This is a genomic window from Myceligenerans crystallogenes, assembly GCF_039529775.1.
GTDB classification, from domain to species: Bacteria; Actinomycetota; Actinomycetes; order Actinomycetales; family Cellulomonadaceae; genus Myceligenerans; species Myceligenerans crystallogenes.
Window position 1 is genome coordinate 710,646 of record NZ_BAAANL010000001.1, and the last position, 16,810, is coordinate 727,455.

The 16,810-nt window shown below is 73.4% G+C and carries 16 protein-coding genes; 14 read left to right on the forward strand and 2 right to left on the reverse strand.

The window, feature by feature from the left end; translation table 11 throughout:
- Window positions 1–42: 42 nt before the first annotated feature.
- The 12 genes from ABD208_RS02915 to ABD208_RS02970 all read left to right on the forward strand — a co-directional run bounded on the left by ABD208_RS02915 (window position 43) and on the right by ABD208_RS02970 (window position 12,910).
- On the forward strand, window positions 43–990 hold the full coding sequence (locus ABD208_RS02915; protein ID WP_344099315.1) for a DMT family protein: 948 nt from the start codon (window positions 43–45) through the stop codon (window positions 988–990).
- A gap of 107 nt (window positions 991–1,097) precedes the next feature.
- Window positions 1,098–2,288: a glycosyltransferase gene (locus tag ABD208_RS02920; RefSeq protein ID WP_344100011.1), complete on the forward strand. Its 1,191-nt coding sequence runs from the start codon at window positions 1,098–1,100 to the stop codon at window positions 2,286–2,288.
- 144 nt (window positions 2,289–2,432) lie between these two features.
- The gene (locus ABD208_RS02925; protein ID WP_344099317.1) at window positions 2,433–2,915 is read left to right on the forward strand and encodes a dsRBD fold-containing protein; all 483 of its coding nucleotides are present in this window, start codon (window positions 2,433–2,435) and stop codon (window positions 2,913–2,915) included.
- Between the two features lie 82 nt (window positions 2,916–2,997).
- Window positions 2,998–3,552 (forward strand): toxin-antitoxin system HicB family antitoxin, encoded by a 555-nt coding sequence (locus tag ABD208_RS02930; RefSeq protein ID WP_344099320.1) that lies wholly within the window; start codon window positions 2,998–3,000, stop codon window positions 3,550–3,552.
- Between the two features lie 93 nt (window positions 3,553–3,645).
- Window positions 3,646–4,500, forward strand: a complete 855-nt coding sequence (locus tag ABD208_RS02935; RefSeq protein WP_344099322.1) for a DUF4097 family beta strand repeat-containing protein — start codon at window positions 3,646–3,648, stop codon at window positions 4,498–4,500.
- Between the two features lie 210 nt (window positions 4,501–4,710).
- Window positions 4,711–5,493 (forward strand): ABC transporter ATP-binding protein, encoded by a 783-nt coding sequence (locus ABD208_RS02940; protein WP_344099324.1) that lies wholly within the window; start codon window positions 4,711–4,713, stop codon window positions 5,491–5,493.
- Window positions 5,493–6,239 (forward strand): ABC transporter permease, encoded by a 747-nt coding sequence (locus ABD208_RS02945; protein ID WP_344099326.1) that lies wholly within the window; start codon window positions 5,493–5,495, stop codon window positions 6,237–6,239. The genes ABD208_RS02940 and ABD208_RS02945 overlap by 1 nt, the downstream gene beginning before the upstream one ends.
- Window positions 6,240–6,292: 53 nt before the next feature.
- Window positions 6,293–7,570 (forward strand): serine hydrolase domain-containing protein, encoded by a 1,278-nt coding sequence (locus tag ABD208_RS02950; RefSeq protein WP_344099328.1) that lies wholly within the window; start codon window positions 6,293–6,295, stop codon window positions 7,568–7,570.
- A gap of 166 nt (window positions 7,571–7,736) precedes the next feature.
- The gene (locus tag ABD208_RS02955; RefSeq protein WP_344099330.1) at window positions 7,737–9,377 is read left to right on the forward strand and encodes a molybdopterin molybdotransferase MoeA; all 1,641 of its coding nucleotides are present in this window, start codon (window positions 7,737–7,739) and stop codon (window positions 9,375–9,377) included.
- Window positions 9,378–9,684: 307 nt separating this feature from the next.
- Complete coding sequence (locus ABD208_RS02960; protein ID WP_344099333.1) at window positions 9,685–11,322, forward strand: glycosyltransferase; 1,638 nt, start codon at window positions 9,685–9,687, stop codon at window positions 11,320–11,322.
- A gap of 73 nt (window positions 11,323–11,395) precedes the next feature.
- The gene (locus tag ABD208_RS02965) at window positions 11,396–11,815 is read left to right on the forward strand and encodes a molybdenum cofactor biosynthesis protein MoaE (RefSeq protein ID WP_344099335.1); all 420 of its coding nucleotides are present in this window, start codon (window positions 11,396–11,398) and stop codon (window positions 11,813–11,815) included.
- Window positions 11,816–11,950: 135 nt separating this feature from the next.
- Complete coding sequence (locus ABD208_RS02970; RefSeq protein WP_344099337.1) at window positions 11,951–12,910, forward strand: GGDEF domain-containing protein; 960 nt, start codon at window positions 11,951–11,953, stop codon at window positions 12,908–12,910.
- A 194-nt stretch (window positions 12,911–13,104) separates the two neighbouring features.
- On the opposite strand, the gene moaA is transcribed toward ABD208_RS02970, so the two are convergent.
- Both moaA and ABD208_RS02980 read right to left on the reverse strand, forming a co-directional pair.
- On the reverse strand, window positions 13,105–14,208 hold the full coding sequence (gene moaA / locus ABD208_RS02975) for a GTP 3',8-cyclase MoaA (RefSeq protein WP_344099339.1): 1,104 nt from the start codon (window positions 14,206–14,208) through the stop codon (window positions 13,105–13,107).
- Window positions 14,209–14,288: 80 nt separating this feature from the next.
- Window positions 14,289–14,672, reverse strand: a complete 384-nt coding sequence (locus tag ABD208_RS02980) for a universal stress protein (protein ID WP_344099341.1) — start codon at window positions 14,670–14,672, stop codon at window positions 14,289–14,291.
- A gap of 333 nt (window positions 14,673–15,005) precedes the next feature.
- Here ABD208_RS02980 and eda point away from each other — a divergent pair, with 333 nt between their 5' ends.
- Entirely contained in the window at window positions 15,006–15,686 is a 681-nt protein-coding gene (eda, locus tag ABD208_RS02985) for a bifunctional 4-hydroxy-2-oxoglutarate aldolase/2-dehydro-3-deoxy-phosphogluconate aldolase (protein ID WP_344099343.1), read from the forward strand.
- Between the two features lie 3 nt (window positions 15,687–15,689).
- Window positions 15,690–16,796: a sugar kinase gene (locus ABD208_RS02990; RefSeq protein WP_344099345.1), complete on the forward strand. Its 1,107-nt coding sequence runs from the start codon at window positions 15,690–15,692 to the stop codon at window positions 16,794–16,796.
- Window positions 16,797–16,810: the final 14 nt, after the last annotated feature.

The window sequence follows — 16,810 nt, forward strand, 5'->3', positions numbered from 1 at the left end:
ACCCCCATGGATAGGGCGTCCGACGGCATACAGTATGGCCCCATGACGTACCTCGCCGTCGGCCTGACGCTCTTCGGCGCCGTGTGCTTCGCCGCAGCCTCGGTGCTCCAGCACCATGCCGTGACGACGACGCAGCACCCGGACGAGAGCGCAGGTCACGACACCGCCGCGGCCGGGAGCGGACGCGGACGCCACCTGAACTTCCGCCACCTGCTGGCCATCATCAGGCGTCCGCGCTGGCTCCAGGGAGCGGGCCTCGCCGCGATCGGTTCCGTCGTGAACGGGATCGGCCTGCTGCTGGCGCCGCTGCGCGTGGTGCAGCCGGTGGGCGTCCTCGCGGTCCCGCTGGCGGTGCTGATGTCGGCCTGGCGGTCGCGCCGGGCGCCGTCGGCGGGCGTCATCGTCGGGGCGGTGCTGACCGTCGCGGGCATCGCGCTGTTCGTGCTCGTGTCCGAGGGCTCGGCGACCACCACGACGCCGTCGGCCGCGCGGACCGTCATCGCGGGCGCGGCCACCGCCGGGCTCGTCGCCCTGCTCGGCGTCGCCGGGATGCTGCGGCACCGCAACGGCATCCTGCGGTGCCTGGCGCTCGCGGGCGCCGTCGCCGCGGCCTACGGCCTGCTGTCCGCGCTGGTCCGGGTGGCGGCCCAGGCAGCCAAGGAGGACGGCATCTTCTCGCCGTTCGTGCTGGGCTGCGCGGGCGCCGCGCTGGTCGCGTTCGTCGTCGGCGCCTGGCTGATCCAGCACGCGTACCACGCGGGTGCGCCGGAGATCGTCATCGCCTGCCTCACCGTCGGGGACCCGCTCGTGGCGGTCATCCTCGGCGCCGTACTGCTGGGCGAGGGGTCGAACACGCCCCTCGCCGACTGGGGCCTGCTCGGCCTCACGGCCGCGGTCGCCGCGGCCGGCGTGTTCATCCTCGCCCACCACCACCCGGAGGCCGTGGCCGCCCGCGCACAGCGCGAACCGGTCGAGGCCGCCGGGTCCTGATCCCGACCACAACCCATCGCCGTCCTTGTCCGTGTGACACAGGTGCAGGCACTAGCGTGTAATTCATCGCCCCGCGCGGGGCAGTACCAGGAGAACCCACCGTGAACATGCTTCGGATCCTCGTCGGTGCCGAGACGTTCGCCCCGGACGTCAACGGCGCCGCGCGCTTCGCCGACCGCCTCTCCGCGGGCCTCGCGGCCCGCGGCCATGAGGTCCATGTCGTCGCACCGTCCCCCGAGGGGAGGGGAGGCGTCGAGGAGCGCGACGGCGTCGTCGTGCACCGCGTGACCTCCCGGCACGCCCCGGGTCTCGACGCGATGCGCGTCTGCCTGCCCTGGGACGCCGCGCGCGAGGTGCGGGACATCTTCACCCGCGTGCGGCCCGACGTCGTGCACACCAACGGGCACATGTCGCTCGGCCGCGCCGTCGTGAACAACGCGCGGCGTACCGGCGTGCCGCTCGTGGCGACGAACCACCTCATGCCCGAGAACATCGTCGGCTACCTGCCGATCCCGGAGTCCATGCACTCCGCGTTCGCGGAGTGGATGTACCGCGACCTCGGGCGCGTGTACTCGCGGGCCGACGCCGTCACCGCGCCGACGCCGCGGGCCGTCGAGCTCATCGCGAGGCGGGCGGGCCTGACCGCCGCGTTCCCGGTGTCGAACGGCATCGACGCCGACGCGTACGAGCGCGCGCGTGCCGGGGCCCGTCGGGGCATCGCCGCCGGGCCGCAGGCAGTCAAGGAGCCGACCGTCCTGTTCGTGGGCCGGCTCAACCAGGAGAAGCGGGTCGACGAGCTGATCCGGGCGTTCGCCCTGATCGCGCCGGACGTGCCGGGCCGCCTCGACGTCGTCGGCGACGGCGAGCGGGCCGGTGCCTGGGAGGCGCTGACCGCCGAGCTCGGCATGAGCGAGCGCGTGCGGTTCCGCGGTTTCCTGTCCGACGACGAGCTGCTGGAGGCGTACGCCACGGCCGACCTGTTCTGCATGCCGGGCGTGGCCGAGCTGCAGTCCATCGTGACGATGGAGGCCATGGCGGCCCGCCTGCCGGTGATCGCCGCCGACGCGATGGCGCTGCCGCACCTGGTCAAGCCCGGTGCGAACGGCGAGCTGTTCCAGCCCGGCGACGTCGAGGAGCTGGCGGGCCACCTGCGCACGCTGCTCACCGACGCGACCCTGCGCGAGCGCTACGGCGACGCGAGCCGCGAGCTGATCCAGGCCCACACGATGGGTGCCACCCTCGGCGTCTTCGAGTCCCTCTACGAGAAGGTCATGGGCGCGGTGCCGATGGGCGTCTGATCCTTTCCTCCGCCGAGAATCAGCGCGCCGTCGGGCGCATGATGGAAGCAGCGCCGCCGGAGACGGCAGCGAGGACGCGAGGAACGAGCGGCTGAGCCCGGCCGTCCGCGACGGCGCTGCTCGCCCGGCGAGGAGGGGATCATCATGAAGGCAGCAGTGGGAGACCGGATCGTGACGGCGTCCGGCGTGGTCGGCGGTGCGACGCGGGACGGCGTCGTCGTCGCGTGCCCGCACGGCGACGGGTCGCCGCCGTACCGCGTGCGCTGGTCGGACACCGGGGACGAGACGCTCGTCTACCCGGGGACGGACACGTTCATCGACCATTCCGAGCCGGTGTTCGCGCCCGACGACGCCCGCGGGGCGGCGAGCCGGACCGTGACGTGGCAGGTCGAGATCACGCTCAACGAGGCCGCCGGGAGCACGACGGCCGAGGCGACCGTGCGCGGCATGCCGGAGATCCGCGCCGTCGGCCACGCGCGCAAGGCCCCCGACGACGCCGAGGTCCCGGAGATCGGCGACGAGATCGCCGCGGCCCGGGCCCTGCGCCGCCTGGCGGATCACCTCCTGGCCGTGGCGGAGCGTGACGTCTCGGCCGCGGTGGGCCATCACGCCCACGTCCACGCCTGAGAACACGCTGCTGCCGACGGTGGTGTCGGCAGTGATGTCATCAGGTGGTGTCACGGGGTTGACATGACACCACGGTGGTGTCATGATTCTGGACATGGACATCACGCGTTACGTCGACGACCTCAACCGCCGCATCGCCCTCGCGGCCGATGCCGTGGGGGAGGACGCGCGGCAGGTCGCCCAGCGGCTCACCGCACCGATGGACGCCGCGGTGCGCCTGGTCCTGCTCGACGCGCTCAGCTCCGCGGCCGGCGAGATCTCCGCGGAGCTCGCGCCGGGCTCCGTGGACGTGCGGCTGCGCGGCGGCGAGCCGGAGTTCGTCGTCGTCCCTGCGCCGGTCACCGAGCCGGCCGCCGCAGCTTCCGCCGCGCCTTCCGCGCCGCCCGCGGCGGCCCCGGCGTCGTCGTCCCTTCCGGCCGTCGACGGCGAGGGCGGCGCCACGACCCGCACCACCCTGCGGCTGCCCGACCACCTCAAGGCGCAGGCCGAGGTCGCCGCCGCGGTGGAGGGCGTCTCCGTGAACACCTGGCTCGTGCGGGCGGTCGCGGCCGCGCTCGAACGGCCGGGCGTGCCGGCCGCGCCCCAGCCGCAGGGCTCGACGCGGGGCCGGAACCGGCAGACCGGGTGGGTGCGCTGACACCCGCCGCCGCACCGGCGCCACGGCGCCGCGATCCCTGACACCACAACTCCCGCTCTGACACCAAGCCGACACCACCTCGGAGGATTCGTCATGCCCGCTTCTCCCGCCCCCCGGTCCTTTCCCGCCTCCCGTCCCGTTCCCCTGCACGTGGACGTGCCGTTCGCCAATCTGTACGTCGTCGCCTCCGAGCGGGACGAGGCCGTCGTCACCGTGCTGCCCACGACCCCCGGGAAGTCCGGGAGCATGAAGGCCACCGAGGAGATCGTCGTCGAACAGGACGGCGACGCGATCTCGGTGACCTACCCCGGTGCCTGGAAGCAGTGGGTGCTGCCGTTCGCCGCCGGCACGGCCGACATCACGGTCGAGCTGCCCACCGGTTCCGGTGTGAGCGGCAAGACCGGTTCGTTCCGCGCCGAGGGCGAGCTCGGCATCGTCGACCTCACGCTGTCCGCCGGTGACGTGCGGGTCGAGGCGGCCGAGCGCGTGTTCGTGAAGCTCGCCGCCGGGTCGGCCGTGATCGGCCGGGCCGGCGTCCTGAACGTCAGGTCGAGCGCAGGATCCGTCCGCGTCGACGAGGCGGCCGACGGCGCGATCAAGGCGAGCAACGGGACGATCACCCTCGGGCGCGTCACCGGGAGCCTGCAGGTGACCGGGTCGAACGGCGACGTCGTCGTGGACGTGGTGCGCGGCGATCTCGCCGTGAAGTCCGCCCACGGCGGGATCCGCGTCGGCAGCGTCGAGCGTGGCAGCGCCCGGGTGGCGACGTCGTACGGCTCGATCGAGGTGGGTGTCCCGGAGGGGACCGCGGCCTACCTCGACGTCTCGTCCGAGCACGGCGCCCTGCGCAACCAGCTCGCGCCCGCCGAGGGTCCGGCCGGTGACGAGGCCTCCGCCGAGATCCACGCCACCACGGGCTACGGCGACATCATCATCCGCCGGCCGTAGGCGGCCCGCCGCCCGGCCGCCGGGCGGCGCCCGATCGGCCGGCCGTCGCACGACCGGTCGCCCGGTCTGCCGGTCGTGCGACAACCCGCCGACCGAACGACCCCCGGAACCAGCGCACCCGGCTCCCTGCCTGAGCGCGCCCGAGAACCAGCGCACCCCGGTCCCTACCCGGGTGCGCCCTGAAACCGCCCCCATCTGACTGGAGGAGTCATGTCCACTTCCGTGCACGAACCGGCGATCGACGTCGTCGGGCTGACCAAGTCGTTCGGCAGGACCGAGGTGCTGAAGGGCGTCACGTTCGACGTCCGGCCGGGCGAGATCTTCGCCCTGCTCGGCTCGAACGGCGCCGGCAAGACCACCACGGTGAACATCTGCACCACCCTGCTGCGGCCCGACGGCGGCACGGCGCGGCTCGCGGGCCACGACGTGATCCGCGAGGCCGAGCAGGTCCGGCGGTCGATCTCGCTGACCGGCCAGTTCGCCGCCGTCGACCAGGTCCTGACCGGCCGGGAGAACCTCGAGCTGATCGCGCGGCTGCGCCGCGTGCCCGGGCCGCGCACGGTCACGAGCGGGCTGCTCGCGCAGTTCGGGCTGTCCGACGCCGCCGACCGCCGCGCCGGCACCTACTCGGGCGGCATGCGGCGCCGGCTCGACATCGCGATGAGCCTGGTGGGCTCGCCGGGGATCATCTTCCTGGACGAGCCGACCACCGGCCTGGACCCCGAGGCGCGCCTCGAGGTCTGGCGCACGGTCAAGGGCCTCGCGGCCGACGGCACCACCATCCTGCTCACCACCCAGTACCTGGAGGAGGCCGAGCAGCTCGCGGACCGCATCGCGATCCTGCACGAGGGCACCATCATCGCCAACGGCACCCTCGCCGAGCTGAAGAAGATGTTCCCGCCCGCCAAGGTCGAGTACGTCGAGAAGCAGCCCACCCTCGAGGAGATCTTCCTCGCCATCATCGGCAAGACCGGCGTCACGGAGGCCAACTGATGTTCCACGACACCTGGGCGCTCACCGGGCGCCTCATGAAGCAGATCCTGCGCAGCCCCGACACGATCATCACGGTCGCCGTCACGCCGATCGCGATCTTCCTGCTGTTCCGGTACGTGTTCGGCGGGGCGATCGCGACCGGCGGAGCCAACTACACCAACTACCTGCTGCCGGGGATCCTGCTGATCACCGTCGGGTCGAGCGTGGCGTACACGGCGCTGCGGATCTACAACGACACCAGCGGCGGGATCACCGCGAGGCTGCAGACGATGCCGATCTCGCGGTCGGCGGTGCTGTGGTCGCACGTGCTGACGTCGCTGGTCTCGAACGCCGTGACCGCCGTGCTGATCGTCGGGGTGGGGTTCGCGATGGGCTTCCGGCCCGAGGCGGACCTGCTCGGCTGGCTCGCCGCGATCGGGGTGCTCACGCTGTTCACGCTGACCCTCACCTGGATGTCGGTGATCCCGGGCCTGACGGCCACGTCGATGGAGGGCGCGGGCGCGTTCTCCTACCCGCTGATCTTCCTGCCGTTCCTCAGCTCGGCGTTCGCCCCGACGGAGTCCATGCCCGGTCCGGTCCGCTGGTTCGCCGAGAACCAGCCGGTCACCTCGGTGGTGGAAACCCTCCGCGCGCTCTTCGAGGACGAGCCGGTGGGCAACGACATCTGGATTGCCCTGGCCTGGATCGTCGGCATCGGCGTCCTCTGCTACGTCCTCGCGCTCCGTACCTACCGGAAGGCGGTCTGACCATGACCCGGCGATCTGTGGAAGCCGCATCCGTCTCGCCTGACCGCGTCACGATGCCACGCCTTGCCGCCGGAGCCGGAGCGGCGATCCTCACGGTCGCGCTCCTGGCGGGCGCCGCGGCGCCGGCGACGGCCGCGCCGGGAGCTGCCGCCGACGCCGTCTCGTCGGCCGCCGGTGTGGCGAGTGCCGGTGCGGCGGCCGCCGGTGCGGCCACCGCCGGTCCGTTGGCCGCCGTCGGCTCCGGGGAGACCGGCCCGGAGAACCGGCCCGAGCTCCGGCGGGCGCTCCAGCGCCTCGTCGACGCCGGAGCGGTCGGCGCCCAGCTCCGCGTGACCGACGAGAACGGCACCTGGACCGGCACCGCCGGCCGGCGTTCGCTGGGCGGCCACGGCGGCGTCCCGGCGGACGGCCGGTTCCGGATCGGCAGCGCGACCAAGACGATCACGGCGACGATCGTCCTCCAGCTCGTCGCCGAGGGCCGGATCGGGCTCGACGACCCCGTCGCCGGCGTCGTCCCCCTCGACGGGCTCGACCCCCGGATCACCGTTCGCATGCTGCTGCAGCACACGAGCGGCCTGCTCAGCTACAGCGGCGCGATCGACGCGGACGGGACCTACGTCCCCGGCATCGCCGGGACGCTCGACGAACTGATGGCGAACCGGCTGCGCGGCCACGAGCCGGAGGAACTGGTGCGGTACGCGCTGGACCGCCCGGCCCGCTTCGAGCCGGGGACGGCGTGGGAGTACTCCAACACGAACTACACCCTGGCGGTGCTGCTCGTCGAGGCGCTGACCGGGGAGTCGTACGGGCAGCAGGTGGCCGAGCGCATCGTGCGGCCGCTCGGCCTGCGGGACACCTTCGCCCCCGGGGACCGCACCGCGATCCCCGGCCCGCACGCCCACGCCTACTACCGGTTCGCCGACGGGCATGTCGAGGACGTCACCCGGATGAACCCCTCGGGGTTCGCCGGCGCGGGCGACCTGATCTCGACCACCGCGGACCTCGGCACGTTCGCGACGGCGCTGGCCGCCGGCGAGCTGCTGCCGTCGGCGCTGCTGGAGGAGATGCGCACGCCGCTGGCGGGTAGCGGGGTCCCGGTCTACGGCGAGTACGGCCTGGGCCTGTTCGTCCAGGACCTCGGCCCGGGCTGCGGCGTCGTCGTGAGCCACAACGGCGGCCTGCCGGGCTACGCGACCCTGATGTACACGAGCCCCGACGGCGCCACGACCCTGACGGGCTCGGTCAACTACACGGACGACGCCACGAACTCCCTGGCCCCGGAGTTCATCGCCACGACGGCACACCTGACCCGCGAGGTCTTCTGCGCCTGACGGCCGACACGGCCCGCTGCCCCGGCCCCTGCCCGGGGCAGCGGTCGTGGTTCTTGGCTCAGTAGCATCTCGAATCCATTCGAAGCGGCGAGAACGGGGGCCAACGTGCTACTGACGCCCCCGCGGTCAGGTGAGCCGCGGGTAGGGTCGTGGGGTGGGTTCTCGGGTGAGTGTTGAGGAGCATCGGGACGACGTCGCGCGTCTCCTCGCCGGAATCTCCGGCGAGGTTTCCGGGACGACGACGGTGGGTGCGGAGGTTTCCGGGACGACGACGGTGGGTGCCGAGAGTTCGGGGGCGACGGCGGGCGGCGCGGAGGTTTCCGGGACGGCGACGGTGGGTGCCGAAGGTTCCGGGACGACGACGGTGGGTGCGCAGCTCGTTCCGGTCGGTGATGCCCTCGGCCGGGTGCTCGCCGGCGACGTCCTCGCGCCGGAACCCCTGCCCCGGTTCCGGAACTCGCAGATGGACGGGTTCGCGGTACGGGCCGCCGACATCGCCGGCGCGACCGTCGGTGCTCCGGTGATTCTTCCCGTCGCCGGTGAGATCGCGGCCGGCTCCGCCGCCGCGCCCCTCGCGCCTGGCACCGCCGTCCGCATCATGACCGGCGCGCCGGTCCCGGCGGAGGCGGACGCGGTGGTGCCCGTCGAGGACACCGACGTCGGCACCTTCAACCACGACCACGCTGCGGCGCGAGGCAGTGCTTCCGGCCGCGAAACGAACCCGCCCGCAGACCCCGCCTCGCGGCTGGAGGCACCACACGACCCCGACGCAGGCGAACGCAAAGCCGGGGGATCCGGGACCGCTCCGGTCGGGTCCGGGTCCGCCCGGATCGGGTCCGGGTCCGTGCCGGTCGGGTCCGGGTCCGCGTGGGTCGGGTTCGGGTCCGTGCGGATCATCCGGTCCCGGGCGGCCGGGGAGTTCGTGCGGGAGGTGGGGTCCGACGTCGGCGCCGGGGACCTCGTGCTCTCCGCCGGGACCGTGCTGGCTCCCCATCATCTGGCCGCGGTGGCCGCGTGTGGTGTCGCGGAGCTTCCGGTACGACGGCGGCTCCGGGTGGCCGTCGTGTCGACGGGCACCGAGCTGGTCGCGCCCGGCGAACCGGCCGGTCCGGGACAGATCTGGGACGCGAACGCCGTGGCGCTCGCGGCCGCGGTCCGGGCGGCGGGGGCCGAGGTGGCGGGTACGTACCGGATCACCGACGACCCGGAGGCCGCGCGGAGGGCGCTCCGCACCGCGGCGGCGTCGTCGGACCTGGTGATCACCTCCGGCGGCGTGAGCCAGGGGGCGCACGAGGTGGTCAAGGACGTGCTGTCCGGCGCGGTGTTCCGGTCCGTGGCGATGCAGCCCGGCGGGCCCCAGGGGTTCGGGAGGCTGGACGGAACGCCCGTGGTGACCTTCCCCGGGAATCCGGTGAGCGCGCAGGTGTCGTTCGTCGTCTTCCTGCGCGACCCGCTGCGCCGCGCCGCGGGGCTGCCGACGGTGGGAGAGCTGCGCGCCGTCGTCGGGCATGCCGGGGAATCCGGCGGATCCATCGCCTCGCCGCTCGGCAGGCGGCAGTATCTCCGGGGCCGGCTACGGCCGGCCGGTGGAATGCGGGGGACGGTCGGTCCGAAGTCGGGAAGTCGGTTCCCCGAGGGGCCGACCGCAAGGACATCCGACCGACCGCTCCTCCAGGTCGACGTCGTCGGCGGGGCCGGGTCGCATCTGGTGGCGTCCATGGGGGCGGCCGACGTGCTGGTCGAGGTGCCCGCCGACCGGAGCGCACTGGATCCCGGGGACGAGGTCACCCTCCTTCCGCTGGGATGAGGCAGAGATGAGGCAGATCCGCGAAGTGGTCGCCGTCCTTCGGCTGGGGTGAGGTAGCTCTGCGAAGTGGTCGCCGTCCTTCGGCTGGGGTGAGGTAGGTCTGCGAAGTGGTCGCCGTTCATCCGCTGGGGTGAGGTTGATCTGCGAAATGGTTGCCCTTCTTCCGGTGGGGTGAGGCAGATTCGCAGGGAGGTCCCTCTGCTGGGTTGAGGCGGATCCGCGCAGAGGACCTTTTCCTCGCCGGGGTCGACGGGGTTCGTGCCGGAATCCGGGTCCGGGGAGGTTCCGGCGCCAGTAGATTGGCCCGGTGAGCTCCGATCCGCTGACCGTCGCCGTCGTCTGCGACTACGCGCTGGACTATGTCGGCGGGGCGCAGACGGCGCTGGTCGAACAGGTCGCGGCGCTGAGGGGCGCCGGGTGCGGCGTGGTCGTCGTGTCGCCGGTGCGGGGGAAGGGTGCCTTGTCCGGCGGGGCGGACGGGCCGTTCGCCGGCGACGTCGCGCACCTGCGGGTTCCCGCGCGCTGGGTGCTGCCCGGAGTGGACCTGCCGGTGGTACGGAACTCGGGGCGGGTGCGCGGGCTCCTGGAGCAGGTCTTCGCCGAGCACCGCGTCGACGTGGTGCAGCTGCACTCCGAGTTCGGGATGGCCGCCGCGGCGATCGACGTCGCACGACGCCGGGGCCTGCCCGTGGCCCACACCGTGCACACCTTCTTCTGGCAGACGACGGCGCGGCCGCAGGGACTGATCGCCGCGGCGGTGCGCGGCTTCCACCGCTGGATCACCGGCATCGCCCCGACCCGCGCCGCGCTCGCGGCCCGGCCCGCCGACAGCGCGCTGCGGAACATGACCCTCGCCGTCGCGCAGCGCGCGGACGTCGTGGTCTCGCCCTCGGCCCACCAGGCCGAACGGCTCCGCGAGGCGGGACTCGCCGACGTCGTCGTCGTCCCGAACACCGTGACCACGACGGGCCGGGCCGGCCAGATCCTCGATGCCGATGTCGATGCCAATGCCGATGCCGACGTAGACGCCCCCGGCGCCAGCGCCGATGCTGACGCAGACGTCGCCGGCGCCAGTGCCAGTGCCGATGCGGACGCCGGCATCGCCGATGGGGGTGTCGCCGCCGCCGTGGCCGCCGCCCCGTACGCCGCCGCCGCCGATCCGGAGGCAGCCGCCGACGCCGCAGCCGCCGACGAGGCCGCCGACGCCGCAGCCGCCGACGCCGACGAGGCCGCCGACGAGGCCGCCGCCGCCGCCGCCGCCGCCGCCGAGGCCGCCGACGCCGCAGCCGCCGACGCCGCAGCCGTCGACGAGGCGGCCGTCAGGCCGGACGGCGCAACGCCGGCGAGCAGGCCGGAACTCGGCCGGCCCGGCCGACCCCTGCGGGTGGTCTGGATCGGCCGGTGCGAGCCGGAGAAGCGGATCCTGCCGTTCGTGCGGGCCGTCGTGGCCGCGCAGCGGGAGCTCGGACCGGGCAGGTTGCACGTCGTCGTCGTCGGCGACGGCAGTCAGCTCGACGACGCGCGGCGCCTCGCGTCGGCGTCGGGCGACGGGCCGGGCGCGGACGACGGCCCGGCCGGGCCTCCCGGGATCGAGTTCCTCGGGCGGCAGGACCACGGCCGGATCCCGCGGATCCTCGCCGGGTCACACCTCGCGGCGCTGACCTCGTACGGCTTCGACAACCAGCCGATGACGATCGTGGAGGCCGTCACCGCCGGTCGCGGCGTCCTGTACTGCGACCCCGCGCTGAGCGAGGGGCTCCAGGGCCCCGGCATCCGCATCCCGCGCGACGAGGCGGAGATGGCCACCGCGCTGGCCGACGTCGTCCGCGATCCCGGGCGGGTGCTCGCGGCCTCCCGCGCCACGCGGCACGCGCGCGAGGAGTTCGCCCCGGAGACCCATGCGCGCCGGATGATCGCCGCCTACGAGAACGCCCGGAAGCGCTGACCGGGCAGCCGTCCTGATCGGGCCGGCGCCGCCGGCGACCGGTTGCGGCGGGACGGCCGATTACAGTGAGGCGGTGAGCGAAGTCAGCACCGTGACCGAGGCCGTCCTCGGGGAGTCCGTGACCCGTGACGTCGAGGCGGCCGTGGCAGCCCCCGAGTGCGGCGCCGTCGTCACGTTCCGCGGCGTCGTCCGGGACGACGACGGCGGGCGCGCCGTGACCAGCCTGGACTACGAGGCGCACCCCGATGCCGCCGCCACCCTGCGAAAAGTGTGCCAGGCGGTGGCCGAGGAGACCGGGCTTCGTGTCGCCGCCGTGCACCGGTACGGCCACCTGGAGATCGGCGACGTCGCCCTGGTCGCCTCCGCGTCGGCGGGCCACCGCAAGGAGGCCTTCGAGGCGTGCTCCCTGCTGGTCGAGCGCATCAAGGCCGAGGTCCCCATCTGGAAGAAGCAGCAGTTCACCGACGGCGAGTCGGAGTGGGTCGGGCTGTAGCCCCGCACCGCCGCGGCGCCGACCGGGCCTGGATTCGCCGCGGGATTCGCCCGTCGGGTAATTCTTGTCGAACGGTCGACCAACTTCTCCCGTTCCCCATTCCGATATCCCCTGATCAGGTCGATCATAAGAGCTGTGCATGACGAACTCGTCCACGTAGCCCTTCATGCAACCCACCCCGAGAGCGGCGCCGCGCGCACGAGCCTGGCCGGAATCGTCGCCGACCTCGCGCAGCCCGTTCAGGTCGTCGACGCCGACCTGCCCATCCGGGACGTCAACCTCTACTTCCGCGACCCCGAGGTCTCCTGCGTCGTGGTGCGCCGTTCCCGCCCGACGACGCGCGTGGGCATCCTGATGCGACAGCATTTCACCTGGGTCTACACCGGCCGTCTCGGCTACGGCCGGGCGATGCACGACCCGAAACCCGTCTCCATGGTGACCGACTGGTCCCCGCTCGTCGCGCACCCCGCCTCCCACGTCGCCGACGTCGCGGCGCAGGTCATGGTGCGCGACGCCAAGCAGCGGTACGACGACGTCCTGGTCCAGGACACCCGCTGGGGCGTGACGAGCGCCGCCGCGATCATGCGGGCGCTCGTGGGGGCACTGTCCGAGCGCTCGACGCACGACCCGCTGACCCGCCTCAAGACCCGCGCCGCCATCTGGTACGACCTGACCCGCCGGTGCGACACGGCGCGCCCGGGGACCGCTCAGTTCCTGCTCCTGTTCGACGTCGAGGGCCTGCACCGCGTCAACGCCGCGTACGGTCTCGCGGCGGGCGACCAGGTGCTGATCGAGGTGGCGTCCCGCCTGGTCGGGGCCCTGCCCGCGGGCAGCGAGATCGGCCGGGTCGACGGGGGCACGTTCGCCGTCGTCATCAGCCTCCCGGCGGTCGACGACGTCGGCGCGGCGATGTCCGCGGAGTCCCTGCGGCAGCGGTTCGCCGACGCCCTCGCGGAGCCGCCGCGCACCCTCCCGCACGGCGCCTGGCCCCGGGTCCGCGGCGTGGTGTCGTGGGCGACGACCCCGTCCTCGGCGGAATCCCTCGTCCTGGACGCCGAGACCCGGATGCGAGAACGCCGCAACCCCTTCGCCTGACCGACCCCCTGAAGCATCGACCCCCCGGCCGGCCGGCTCCGGAGGGTGACCATGTCATTCGAGTCGATGGTCACGGTCCCATCGACTCAGATGACATGGTCGCCGCTGCCGGTCAACCGTGGCTGCCGGTCAACCGCCACTGCCGGTCAGCCGGCGGCTGCCCGTCAGCCCGCGGCCGGCGGTCACGGAACTGGTCAGCCGCCGATCGCGCCCATCGAGCGGGTGGTGTCCGCGAAGGCGTCTCGGGCCAGGTCCGGGGCGTCCGAGCCGTGGGCTCGGGGCTTGGCCCACATCGCGCCGCGCCAGGCGTCGGCGAGCTGTTCGTCCGTCGCGCCCGAGCGCAGCAACGCCCGCAGGTCCGTCTCCTCGTCGCCGAACAGGCAGGAGCGCACCGTTCCCTCGGCGGTGAGGCGGGTGCGGTCGCAGTCCCCGCAGAAGGACCGAGTCACCGAGGCGATGATCCCCACCGTCCCCGGGCCGCCGTCGACCAGCCATTCCTCGGCCGGCGCCGCGGGATCCTCGCGTCCCGCCTCCGTGAGCGTGAACCGTTCGGACAGCCTGCCGAGCAGGTCTGCGGCCGAGACGACGTCGGACCGCGCCCAGTTCCCGTCCGCGTCCAGCGGCATCTGCTCGATGAACCGCAGCCGGCAGCCGTGCTCCAGCGCCCAGGCGAGCAGATCCGCCGCGCCGTCCAGCACCTCCGGCAGCAGCACCGCGTTGATCTTCACCGGTGCCAGCCCCGCGGCGATCGCCCCGCGGATCCCGGTCAGCACGTCGTCGAGCCGGTCGCGCCGCGTCATCGCGGCGAACGCCGCCCGGTCGACCGTGTCGAGGCTCACGTTGATCCGGTCCAGCCCGGCCGCGACGAGCCCGGCCGCGCGCTTCTCCAGCCCGAGCGCGTTCGTCGTGATCGCGAAGCTCACGGTGTCCGACGACGCCGCGTCGGCCGCTCCCCTCGCCGCCCGCAGGATGTCCTCCAGGTCGCGGCGCATCAGCGGCTCGCCGCCCGTGAACCGGACGTCGCGGATGCCCGTCCGGACGCCGAGGCCGATCAACCGTGCGATCTCGGCCGGGGTCAGGAGCTGGTCGCGGGGGATCACGGGCAGGCCCTCGGCCGGCATGCAGTAGGTGCAGCGGAGGTTGCACGCCGTGGTCAGCGAGACGCGCAGATCCCGCGCCACCCGCCCGTACCTGTCGATCAGCCGGTCGTCCTCCGGGCGCGGCGGCAGCTGCGCCGTCGGATCCCCCGGCCGCGACGAACCCCGTACCGACGGAATCCCGAGCGTGACCACAGCCATTCCCCGAGGGTAGCCGGGCTGCCGGACATCCCGTAAGGGTGTCCCGCCTGTCGGCGTCCGCCCTGCTCAGCCGGCTCGGCTCAGGCGTAGCCCGCCTTGACCACGAGCACCGGTGCGGGGGAGTCCAGCAGCACCTGCTGCGTCGTCGAACCGACGAGGAACGTCCCGACCGTCGAGTGCTTGCGGGCCCCGATCACCACCAGCGACGCCTTCACGCGCTCCGCCGCGTCGATGATGGACTCGGCGACCTCCTCGGACTCCTCCCGGTAGGCGACCGGCGCCACCGTGACGCCCGCCGGCACGCTGTCCAGCAGGTGCGCCAGGTCGGAGGGGACCTCCGGGCCCTGCTGCGGGGTGAGGACGAGCACCGACAGGTTCTGGCTGCGCCGTTCCGCCTCGGCGGTGGCCGCTCGGAGGGCGGATTCGCCCTGGGGCGACGCGTTGTACGCAACAAGGACGGTCATTGCCGTGAGCACCTCCGCGGGCCGATCTTTCCGAGTTTCTCCGAGTGCACAGCGTGGCAGGTTACCGCCGCCTGAACTCTCTCACATCTACGTACGTCCGGCCGGGTGGCTGCAAAAGTATGCTCGACGTGTGCGTTGAGGCAGGCGTCGTCGTCCCCGGACCGGCCGCCGCCACCTCGGACGACGCCGGTTCGTCCCGGCCTGGGAAGAACCTACCGGAGCGGGCCCGCCGCCCGACACCTCCCGTCCGTCGGTAAGCGCATTCCGAAACCTCGCCCGGATCCCCTAGGCTTCGCATGTACCCGTCCAACGACGTCGTTCGGAGCACACTCGATGTCAGCGAAGTCATCGTCCCCCGCCCAGGCCGGCCACGACCTGGATGTCCTCGAAGAACTCGGCCGCGCCCGCGTCGTGCCCGTCGTCGTCGTCGACGACGAGACGCAGGGTCTCGGCGTCGCGAAGGCCCTGTCCGACGGCGGGCTGCCGGTCGCCGAGGTCACCTTCCGCACGGCCGGCGCCCGGGCCGCCATCGCGGCGATCGCCGCGGAGCACCCGGACCTGCTGCTCGGCGCGGGCACCGTCGTGACCCCGCAGCAGGTCGACGAGGCCGTCGCCGCGGGCGCGAAGTACCTCGTGTCGCCGGGCACCAGCGCGAGCGTCGTGCGGGCCGCCCAGGCCGCCGGCATCCCGATCCTGCCGGGCGTCGCCTCGGCGTCGGACATCATGGCCGCGCTCGACCTGGGCGTGACGACCGTGAAGCTGTTCCCGGCGGGCGTCGTCGGCGGACCGGCCGCGATCAAGGCGCTGTCGGCGCCGTTCGGCCAGGTGCGCTTCGTCCCCACCGGCGGCGTGAGCGCCGCCAACCTCCCCGAGTACCTCGGCCTGCCGTCCGTGCTGGCCGTGGGCGGTTCCTGGATGGTCGAGAAGAAGCTCGTCGTCGCGGGCGACTTCGCCGAGATCACCCGCCGGACCGCTGAGGCCGTTTCCATCGCCGCGCGTCCCGAAGGAGCCTGAGCCATGAGCAACCCGTCCCTGTCCGTCCGCCCCGCCGCCGAGTGCCGGTACGACGTCGTCGCCCTCGGCGAGGTGATGCTGCGCCTCGACCCGGGCGACCGCCGCGTGCGCAACGCGCGCCAGTTCTCCGTGTGGGAGGGCGGCGGCGAGTACAACGTCGCCCGCGGCCTGCGCCGCTGCTTCGGGCTGCGCGGCGCGATCGTGACGGCGCTGGCCCGCAACGACGTCGGCAGCCTCGTCGAGGACCTCATGCTGACCGGCGGCCTCGACACCTCGTGGGTGCAGTGGCGCGACTACGACGGCATCGGCCGCGAGGTGCGCAACGGCCTGAACTTCACCGAGCGCGGCTTCGGCGTGCGGGGCGCGCTGGGCGTGAGCGACCGCGGCAACACCGCGGTCTCCCAGATGAAGCCCGACGACGTCGACTGGGAGGCGCTGTTCTCCTCCGGCGTGCGCTGGCTGCACACGGGCGGCATCTTCGCGGCCCTGTCGGAATCCGCGGCCGACGTCGCGGAGGCCGCGATGGCGACGGCCCGCGAGCACGGCACGATCGTGTCCTACGACCTCAACTACCGGCCCTCCCTGTGGAAGGGCATCGGCGGGGTGGAGCGGGCGCGCGAGGTGAACCGGCGCCTGGCGAAGCACGTGGACGTGATGATCGGCAACGAGGAGGACTTCACCGCGTCGCTCGGCTTCGAGGTCGAGGGCGTGGACGAGAGCCTGACGGACCTGAACACCGGCGCGTTCCGCGCCATGATCGAGCGCGCGTCGGCCGAGTACGAGAACTTCCAGGTCATCGCGACGACGCTGCGCGGCGTGAAGACCGCGACGATCAACGACTGGGGCGCTATCGCCTGGTCCCGCGCCGAGGGCTTCGCCGAGGCGACCCACCGCCCGGACCTGGAGATCTTCGACCGCGTGGGCGGCGGCGACTCCTTCGCCTCGGGCCTGGCCTACGGGCTGATGGAACTGGGCTCCCTGGAGCAGGCGGTCAACTACGGCGCCGCCCACGGCGCCCTGGCCATGACCACCCCCGGCGACACCACCACCGCGACCCTCGCCGAGGTCGCCAAGCTGGCAGGCGGCGGCAGCGCCCGCGTGGACCGCTGACCTGGCCCCCGCCG

Bases quoted from the DNA above. Each gene is read 5' to 3' on its own strand.
- ABD208_RS02915 (WP_344099315.1), top strand. From the start codon at position 43: ATGACGTACCTCGCCGTCGGCCTGACGCTCTTCGGCGCCGTGTGCTTC.
- ABD208_RS02920 (WP_344100011.1), top strand. From the start codon at position 1,098: ATGCTTCGGATCCTCGTCGGTGCCGAGACGTTCGCCCCGGACGTCAAC.
- ABD208_RS02925 (WP_344099317.1), top strand. From the start codon at position 2,433: ATGAAGGCAGCAGTGGGAGACCGGATCGTGACGGCGTCCGGCGTGGTC.
- ABD208_RS02930 (WP_344099320.1), top strand. From the start codon at position 2,998: ATGATTCTGGACATGGACATCACGCGTTACGTCGACGACCTCAACCGC.
- ABD208_RS02935 (WP_344099322.1), top strand. From the start codon at position 3,646: ATGCCCGCTTCTCCCGCCCCCCGGTCCTTTCCCGCCTCCCGTCCCGTT.
- ABD208_RS02940 (WP_344099324.1), top strand. From the start codon at position 4,711: ATGTCCACTTCCGTGCACGAACCGGCGATCGACGTCGTCGGGCTGACC.
- ABD208_RS02945 (WP_344099326.1), top strand. From the start codon at position 5,493: ATGTTCCACGACACCTGGGCGCTCACCGGGCGCCTCATGAAGCAGATC.
- ABD208_RS02950 (WP_344099328.1), top strand. From the start codon at position 6,293: ATGCCACGCCTTGCCGCCGGAGCCGGAGCGGCGATCCTCACGGTCGCG.
- moaA (WP_344099339.1), bottom strand. From the start codon at position 14,208: ATGGCTGTGGTCACGCTCGGGATTCCGTCGGTACGGGGTTCGTCGCGG.
- ABD208_RS02980 (WP_344099341.1), bottom strand. From the start codon at position 14,672: ATGACCGTCCTTGTTGCGTACAACGCGTCGCCCCAGGGCGAATCCGCC.
- eda (WP_344099343.1), top strand. From the start codon at position 15,006: ATGTCAGCGAAGTCATCGTCCCCCGCCCAGGCCGGCCACGACCTGGAT.
- ABD208_RS02990 (WP_344099345.1), top strand. From the start codon at position 15,690: ATGAGCAACCCGTCCCTGTCCGTCCGCCCCGCCGCCGAGTGCCGGTAC.